Below are 8,537 nucleotides of genomic sequence, written 5' to 3'. Positions count from 1 at the left end.
ATGGACGACTCTCAATGAGTTTATTTCGCTATGGTTTAGACTATGTTCAAATGGCGATTCAGCGTTTAATTGGTTTTGGGAAAAAAGAAGAGTTTAAGGAAATTTTGGCAATTTTAAGAAGGCAGAACCCTGATAGGATAAGGGTTCTGTGAAATTTGTCGTGTACAGAGCTCTAAACTGCAAAACACTATACGGGGTCTGACGCTCAGTGGAACGAAAACTCACGTTAAGGGATTTTGGTCATGAGATTATCAAAAAGGATCTTCACCTAGATCCTTTTAAATTAAAAATGAAGTTTTAAATCAATCTAAAGTATATATGAGTAAACTTGGTCTGACAGTTACCAATGCTTAATCAGTGAGGCACCTATCTCAGCGATCTGTCTATTTCGTTCATCCATAGTTGCCTGACTCCCCGTCGTGTAGATAACTACGATACGGGAGGGCTTACCATCTGGCCCCAGTGCTGCAATGATACCGCGAGACCCACGCTCACCGGCTCCAGATTTATCAGCAATAAACCAGCCAGCCGGAAGGGCCGAGCGCAGAAGTGGTCCTGCAACTTTATCCGCCTCCATCCAGTCTATTAATTGTTGCCGGGAAGCTAGAGTAAGTAGTTCGCCAGTTAATAGTTTGCGCAACGTTGTTGCCATTGCTGCAGGCATCGTGGTGTCACGCTCGTCGTTTGGTATGGCTTCATTCAGCTCCGGTTCCCAACGATCAAGGCGAGTTACATGATCCCCCATGTTGTGCAAAAAAGCGGTTAGCTCCTTCGGTCCTCCGATCGTTGTCAGAAGTAAGTTGGCCGCAGTGTTATCACTCATGGTTATGGCAGCACTGCATAATTCTCTTACTGTCATGCCATCCGTAAGATGCTTTTCTGTGACTGGTGAGTACTCAACCAAGTCATTCTGAGAATAGTGTATGCGGCGACCGAGTTGCTCTTGCCCGGCGTCAACACGGGATAATACCGCGCCACATAGCAGAACTTTAAAAGTGCTCATCATTGGAAAACGTTCTTCGGGGCGAAAACTCTCAAGGATCTTACCGCTGTTGAGATCCAGTTCGATGTAACCCACTCGTGCACCCAACTGATCTTCAGCATCTTTTACTTTCACCAGCGTTTCTGGGTGAGCAAAAACAGGAAGGCAAAATGCCGCAAAAAAGGGAATAAGGGCGACACGGAAATGTTGAATACTCATACTCTTCCTTTTTCAATATTATTGAAGCATTTATCAGGGTTATTGTCTCATGAGCGGATACATATTTGAATGTATTTAGAAAAATAAACAAATAGGGGTTCCGCGCACATTTCCCCGAAAAGTGCCACCTGACGTCTAAGAAACCATTATTATCATGACATTAACCTATAAAAATAGGCGTATCACGAGGCCCTTTCGTCTTCAAGAATTTTATAAACCGTGGAGCGGGCAATACTGAGCTGATGAGCAATTTCCGTTGCACCAGTGCCCTTCTGATGAAGCGTCAGCACGACGTTCCTGTCCACGGTACGCCTGCGGCCAAATTTGATTCCTTTCAGCTTTGCTTCCTGTCGGCCCTCATTCGTGCGCTCTAGGATCCTCCGGCGTTCAGCCTGTGCCACAGCCGACAGGATGGTGACCACCATTTGCCCCATATCACCGTCGGTACTGATCCCGTCGTCAATAAACCGAACCGCTACACCCTGAGCATCAAACTCTTTTATCAGTTGGATCATGTCGGCGGTGTCGCGGCCAAGACGGTCGAGCTTCTTCACCAGAATGACATCACCTTCCTCCACCTTCATCCTCAGCAAATCCAGCCCTTCCCGATCTGTTGAACTGCCGGATGCCTTGTCGGTAAAGATGCGGTTAGCTTTTACCCCTGCATCTTTGAGCGCTCTGATCTGAATATCGAGGGACTGCTGGCTGGTTGAGACCCGCGCATAACCAAAAATTCGCATAAAAATGTACCTTAAATCGAATATCAGACACGATGTGTCTATTATGCCAAAATGACGATTTAATGGACACTCAAACGAAGCCGTTTTACTATGTCTGATAATTTATAATATTTCGAACGGTTGCAGTTGTGTTAAAAAAGCCGTCAGGCAGGGAGGCCGATATGCCCGTTGATTTTTTGACCACTGAGCAGGTTGAGAGTTATGGCAGGTTCACTGGCGAACCCGATGAACTTCAGCTGGCGCGTTATTTTCATCTTGATGAAGCGGATAAAGAATTTATCGGGAAAAGCCGGGGTGATCACAATCGACTTGGTATTGCCCTGCAAATCGGGTGTGTGCGTTTTCTGGGCACTTTTCTTACTGACATGAATCATATTCCTTCCGGCGTCCGGCATTTTACCGCCAGACAGCTCGGGATTCGTGATATCACCGTTCTTGCAGAATACGGTCAGAGGGAAAATACCCGCCGTGAGCATGCAGCGCTGATACGTCAGCACTATCAGTATCGTGAATTTGCCTGGCCCTGGACATTTCGCCTTACCCGTCTTTTATATACCCGGAGCTGGATAAGCAACGAACGTCCTGGCCTGCTTTTCGACCTGGCGACAGGGTGGCTTATGCAACATCGTATTATTCTCCCCGGAGCCACCACGCTGACCCGGTTGATTTCAGAGGTAAGGGAAAAGGCGACGTTGCGCCTGTGGAACAAACTGGCACTGATACCGTCAGCCGAACAGCGTTCACAGCTGGAGATGCTGCTGGGGCCAACTGATTGCAGCCGCCTGTCTTTACTGGAATCACTGAAAAAAGGCCCTGTGACCATCAGTGGTCCGGCGTTTAATGAAGCAATTGAACGCTGGAAAACTCTGAACGATTTTGGCCTGCATGCTGAAAACCTGAGTACACTCCCGGCTGTGCGCCTGAAAAATCTCGCACGTTATGCTGGTATGACTTCGGTGTTCAATATTGCCAGGATGTCACCGCAGAAAAGGATGGCGGTTCTGGTTGCCTTTGTCCTTGCATGGGAAACGCTGGCGCTGGATGATGCACTGGACGTTCTGGACGCCATGCTGGCCGTTATCATCCGTGACGCCAGAAAGATTGGGCAGAAAAAACGGCTCCGCTCGCTGAAGGATCTGGATAAATCTGCATTGGCGCTCGCCAGCGCATGTTCGTACTTGCTGAAAGAAGAAACACCGGACGAATCGATTCGTGCTGAGGTGTTCAGCTACATCCCTAGGCAAAAGCTGGCTGAAATCATCACGCTTGTCCGTGAAATTGCCCGGCCCTCAGACGATAATTTTCATGACGAAATGGTGGAGCAGTACGGGCGCGTTCGTCGTTTCCTGCCCCATCTGCTGAATACCGTTAAATTTTCATCCGCACCTGCCGGGGTTACCACTCTGAATGCCTGTGACTACCTCAGCCGGGAGTTCAGCTCACGGCGGCAGTTTTTTGACGACGCACCAACGGAAATCATCAGTCAGTCATGGAAACGGCTGGTGATTAACAAGGAAAAACATATCACCCGAAGGGGATACACGCTCTGCTTTCTCAGTAAACTGCAGGATAGTCTGAGACGGAGGGATGTCTACGTTACCGGCAGTAACCGGTGGGGAGATCCTCGTGCAAGATTACTACAGGGTGCTGACTGGCAGGCAAATCGGATTAAGGTTTATCGTTCTTTGGGGCACCCGACAGACCCGCAGGAAGCAATAAAATCTCTGGGCCATCAGCTTGATAGTCGTTACAGACAGGTTGCTGCACGTCTTGGCGAAAATGAGGCTGTCGAACTCGATGTTTCTGGCCCGAAGCCCCGGTTGACAATTTCTCCCCTCGCCAGTCTTGATGAGCCGGACAGTCTGAAACGACTGAGCAAAATGATCAGTGATCTGCTCCCTCCGGTGGATTTAACGGAGTTGCTGCTCGAAATTAACGCCCATACCGGATTTGCTGATGAGTTTTTCCATGCCAGTGAAGCCAGTGCCAGAGTTGATGATCTGCCCGTCAGCATCAGCGCCGTGCTGATGGCTGAAGCCTGCAATATCGGTCTGGAACCACTGATCAGATCAAATGTTCCTGCACTGACCCGACACCGGCTGAACTGGACAAAAGCGAACTATCTGCGGGCTGAAACTATCACCAGCGCTAATGCCAGACTGGTTGATTTTCAGGCAACGCTGCCACTGGCACAGATATGGGGTGGAGGAGAAGTGGCATCTGCAGATGGAATGCGCTTTGTTACGCCAGTCAGAACAATCAATGCCGGACCGAACCGCAAATACTTTGGTAATAACAGAGGGATCACCTGGTACAACTTTGTGTCCGATCAGTATTCCGGCTTTCATGGCATCGTTATACCGGGGACGCTGAGGGACTCTATCTTTGTGCTGGAAGGCCTTCTGGAACAGGAGACCGGGCTGAATCCAACCGAAATTATGACCGATACGGCAGGTGCCAGCGATCTTGTCTTTGGCCTTTTCTGGCTGCTGGGATACCAGTTTTCTCCACGCCTGGCTGATGCCGGTGCTTCGGTTTTCTGGCGAATGGACCATGATGCCGACTATGGCGTGCTGAATGATATTGCCAGAGGGCAATCAGATCCCCGAAAAATAGTCCTTCAGTGGGACGAAATGATCCGGACCGCAGGCTCCCTGAAGCTGGGCAAAGTACAGGCCTCAGTGCTGGTCCGTTCATTGCTGAAAAGTGAACGTCCCTCCGGACTGACTCAGGCAATCATTGAAGTGGGGCGCATCAACAAAACGCTGTATCTGCTTAATTATATTGATGATGAAGATTACCGCCGGCGCATTCTGACCCAGCTTAATCGGGGAGAAAGCCGTCATGCAGTTGCCAGAGCCATCTGTCACGGTCAAAAAGGTGAGATAAGAAAACGATATACCGACGGTCAGGAAGATCAGTTGGGAGCTCTGGGGCTGGTCACTAACGCCGTCGTGTTATGGAACACTATTTATATGCAGGCAGCTCTGGATCATCTCCGGGCGCAGGGTGAAACACTGAATGATGAAGATATCGCACGCCTCTCCCCGCTTTGCCACGGACATATCAATATGCTCGGCCATTATTCCTTCACGCTGGCAGAACTGGTGACCAAAGGTCATCTGAGACCATTAAAAGAGGCGTCAGAGGCAGAAAACGTTGCTTAACGTGAGTTTTCGTTCCACTGAGCGTCAGACCCCCATTAAGGGCACTGAATATGGCGTTGGCTTTACGCAAACCACCACCGGGTTGTATTCAACACACAGACCGTGGGAGCCAATATTGCGCTCATGAATATCAAAAGCTACTGCTCAAACATCAATTGCTGCCGTCCATGAGCGGGAAAGGCAATTGTTTTGATAACTCCGCAGTAGAAAGCTTCTTTAAATCATTAAAGGCTGAGTTGATTTGGCGCAGACACTGGCAAACAAGGCGAGATATTGAGATTGCAATCTTCGAATATATAAATGGCTTTTATAATCCACGCCGAAGACATTCAACACTCGGCTGGAAATCGCCGGTGGCATTTGAGAAAAAAGCCGCTTAAAATGAGAGATAGACCGGAACACAACCGGTGCAAGTCCATAGCAACTCGTTTCTTTTCGCAGGTTGAGCCACCTCCGCGCTTCATCAGAAAACTGAAGGAACCTCCATTGAATCGAACTAATATTTTTTTTGGTGAATCGCATTCTGACTGGTTGCCTGTCAGAGGCGGAGAATCTGGTGATTTTGTTTTTCGACGTGGTGACGGGCATGCCTTCGCGAAAATCGCACCTGCTTCCCGCCGCGGTGAGCTCGCTGGAGAGCGTGACCGCCTCATTTGGCTCAAAGGTCGAGGTGTGGCTTGCCCCGAGGTGATCAACTGGCAGGAGGAACAGGAGGGTGCATGCTTGGTGATAACGGCAATTCCGGGAGTACCGGCGGCTGATCTGTCTGGAGCGGATTTGCTCAAAGCGTGGCCGTCAATGGGGCAGCAACTTGGCGCTGTTCACAGCCTATCGGTTGATCAATGTCCGTTTGAGCGCAGGCTGTCGCGAATGTTCGGACGCGCCGTTGATGTGGTGTCCCGCAATGCCGTCAATCCCGACTTCTTACCGGACGAGGACAAGAGTACGCCGCAGCTCGATCTTTTGGCTCGTGTCGAACGAGAGCTACCGGTGCGGCTCGACCAAGAGCGCACCGATATGGTTGTTTGCCATGGTGATCCCTGCATGCCGAACTTCATGGTGGACCCTAAAACTCTTCAATGCACGGGTCTGATCGACCTTGGGCGGCTCGGAACAGCAGATCGCTATGCCGATTTGGCACTCATGATTGCTAACGCCGAAGAGAACTGGGCAGCGCCAGATGAAGCAGAGCGCGCCTTCGCTGTCCTATTCAATGTATTGGGGATCGAAGCCCCCGACCGCGAACGCCTTGCCTTCTATCTGCGATTGGACCCTCTGACTTGGGGTTGATGTTCATGCCGCCTGTTTTTCCTGCTCATTGGCACGTTTCGCAACCTGTTCTCATTGCGGACACCTTTTCCAGCCTCGTTTGGAAAGTTTCATTGCCAGACGGGACTCCTGCAATCGTCAAGGGATTGAAACCTATAGAAGACATTGCTGATGAACTGCGCGGGGCCGACTATCTGGTATGGCGCAATGGGAGGGGAGCAGTCCGGTTGCTCGGTCGTGAGAACAATCTGATGTTGCTCGAATATGCCGGGGAGCGAATGCTCTCTCACATCGTTGCCGAGCACGGCGACTACCAGGCGACCGAAATTGCAGCGGAACTAATGGCGAAGCTGTATGCCGCATCTGAGGAACCCCTGCCTTCTGCCCTTCTCCCGATCCGGGATCGCTTTGCAGCTTTGTTTCAGCGGGCGCGCGATGATCAAAACGCAGGTTGTCAAACTGACTACGTCCACGCGGCGATTATAGCCGATCAAATGATGAGCAATGCCTCGGAACTGCGTGGGCTACATGGCGATCTGCATCATGAAAACATCATGTTCTCCAGTCGCGGCTGGCTGGTGATAGATCCCGTCGGTCTGGTCGGTGAAGTGGGCTTTGGCGCCGCCAATATGTTCTACGATCCGGCTGACAGAGACGACCTTTGTCTCGATCCTAGACGCATTGCACAGATGGCGGACGCATTCTCTCGTGCGCTGGACGTCGATCCGCGTCGCCTGCTCGACCAGGCGTACGCTTATGGGTGCCTTTCCGCAGCTTGGAACGCGGATGGAGAAGAGGAGCAACGCGATCTAGCTATCGCGGCCGCGATCAAGCAGGTGCGACAGACGTCATACTAGATATCAAGCGACTTCTCCTATCCCCTGGGAACACATCAATCTTACCGGAGAATATCGTTGGCCAAAGCCTTAGCGTAGGATTTCGCCCTCTCCCGCAAACGACCCCAATTTGATAAAGAACATTGTATGAAATAAAAAAGAGAAAATCATAAATATTTGAAAAATAATAATAAATAAAATTGGCATGCAAGTTGCAATAATCTTATGGAGAATATGAGGATTTTGGTATGCAGCAACTCAATGTAGAACAGCCTCCTTGCTTTATTCATGTTACAGGGACTCAGCGTGACAAATATATCGAATTTGAATTTTCGATAGGTGATCCAGAGTTAGCTGTAGAAATGATTATGCCAGTCAAGGCTTTTGAAGAATTCTGCGCACACCATCAAGTACAGCACCTAAGTACGGATGATTTTGCAAAGATTGAATATGACCGCATGAAGTGGCGATTTGGACAGGCCGGTATTAGAGAATAAAAACTCTAGTCTTTATTAAAAAATCAGGAAGATTTATATGCAAATTGATATTAAAACATCTTCAGTTAAGCCTTTAAGAAATACTTATGCTTATATTGAAAAAAGATTTGGTGATAAACCAGCTTCACGTTATCAAGAAGCGACCTACGATATTCAGGAAGAAATTAATTTTCATTACAAACCTTTATGGCAGCCTGAATTTGATCTTTACGATAAGGGCCGTACTGTAATCCAAATGAAAGATTGGTACGTGCTTAAAGATCCTCGTCAATTTTATTATGGGGCTTATACCCAAACTCGAGCTAAACAACAAGAGATTTTAGAAAGTAATTTTACGCTTGTTGAAAAACACGATTTATTAAGAAATATTTCTGAAGAAATTCTAAACAAAGTAACGAAATTACTACTCCCACTTTATTGTAAACAAGACATTTTTATCTTTTATATTCAATGGCTTATTTTCCTGCTAATTGGTAATACCATGAAAAATACCATGCTCAGAAAAGGCTTAACAATATTTTGAAAAATTGCCTACTGAGCGCTGCCGCACAGCTCCATAGGCCGCTTTCCTGGCTTTGCTTCCAGATGTATGCTCTTCTGCTCCTGCAGCTAATGGATCACCGCAAACAGGTTACTCGCCTGGGGATTCCCTTTCGACCCGAGCATCCGTATGAGACTCATGCTCGATTATTATTATTATACTCTGTACACGACAAATTTCACAGAACCCTTATCCTATCAGGATTCTGCTTTCTTAAAATTGCCAAAATTTCCTTAAACTCTTCTTTTTTCCCAAAACCAATTAAACGCTGAATCGCCATTTGAAC

At 48.5% G+C, this 8,537-nt stretch carries 7 protein-coding genes and 2 pseudogenes; 7 read left to right on the top strand and 2 right to left on the bottom strand.

Annotated elements, in window-relative coordinates:
* Positions 1-152, top strand: a pseudogene (locus tag FTV30_RS14780) (IS4 family transposase); the annotation flags it as partial.
* Positions 153-340: 188 nt separating this feature from the next.
* Here FTV30_RS14780 and FTV30_RS14775 read toward each other — a convergent pair.
* Positions 341-1,201 carry a broad-spectrum class A beta-lactamase TEM-1 gene (locus FTV30_RS14775; protein ID WP_000027057.1) on the bottom strand — a complete coding sequence of 287 codons (861 nt, stop codon included), beginning with the start codon at positions 1,199-1,201 and terminating at the stop codon, positions 341-343.
* Positions 1,202-1,383: 182 nt separating this feature from the next.
* The gene (locus tag FTV30_RS14770) at positions 1,384-1,941 is read right to left on the bottom strand and encodes a recombinase family protein (RefSeq protein ID WP_001217881.1); all 558 of its coding nucleotides are present in this window, start codon (positions 1,939-1,941) and stop codon (positions 1,384-1,386) included.
* Positions 1,942-2,102: 161 nt separating this feature from the next.
* Between FTV30_RS14770 and FTV30_RS14765 the strand changes: the two genes are divergently transcribed.
* From FTV30_RS14765 to FTV30_RS14740, 6 genes and pseudogenes are all read left to right on the top strand, one after another.
* Positions 2,103-5,108 carry a Tn3-like element Tn3 family transposase gene (locus FTV30_RS14765; protein ID WP_001143775.1) on the top strand — a complete coding sequence of 1,002 codons (3,006 nt, stop codon included), beginning with the start codon at positions 2,103-2,105 and terminating at the stop codon, positions 5,106-5,108.
* Positions 5,109-5,143: 35 nt separating this feature from the next.
* Positions 5,144-5,488: pseudogene (locus tag FTV30_RS14760) on the top strand (IS3 family transposase); the annotation flags it as partial.
* A gap of 106 nt (positions 5,489-5,594) precedes the next feature.
* Positions 5,595-6,398: an aminoglycoside O-phosphotransferase APH(3'')-Ib gene (aph(3'')-Ib, locus tag FTV30_RS14755; protein WP_001082319.1), complete on the top strand. Its 804-nt coding sequence runs from the start codon at positions 5,595-5,597 to the stop codon at positions 6,396-6,398.
* Positions 6,398-7,234 (top strand): aminoglycoside O-phosphotransferase APH(6)-Id, encoded by an 837-nt coding sequence (locus tag FTV30_RS14750; RefSeq protein WP_000480968.1) that lies wholly within the window; start codon positions 6,398-6,400, stop codon positions 7,232-7,234. Before aph(3'')-Ib ends, FTV30_RS14750 begins: the two co-directional genes overlap by 1 nt.
* A gap of 227 nt (positions 7,235-7,461) precedes the next feature.
* The gene (locus tag FTV30_RS14745) at positions 7,462-7,710 is read left to right on the top strand and encodes a phenol hydroxylase subunit (protein WP_006581702.1); all 249 of its coding nucleotides are present in this window, start codon (positions 7,462-7,464) and stop codon (positions 7,708-7,710) included.
* Positions 7,711-7,747: 37 nt separating this feature from the next.
* On the top strand, positions 7,748-8,233 hold the full coding sequence (locus tag FTV30_RS14740) for a hypothetical protein (RefSeq protein WP_006581703.1): 486 nt from the start codon (positions 7,748-7,750) through the stop codon (positions 8,231-8,233).
* Positions 8,234-8,537 lie beyond the last annotated feature (304 nt).

The organism is Acinetobacter sp. YH12255 (genome assembly GCF_013417355.1).
Taxonomy (GTDB): Bacteria; Pseudomonadota; Gammaproteobacteria; order Pseudomonadales; family Moraxellaceae; genus Acinetobacter; species Acinetobacter pseudolwoffii.
The sequence above is the reverse complement of the archived record's forward strand: the minus strand, read 5'-3'. Positions and strand labels throughout refer to the sequence as shown.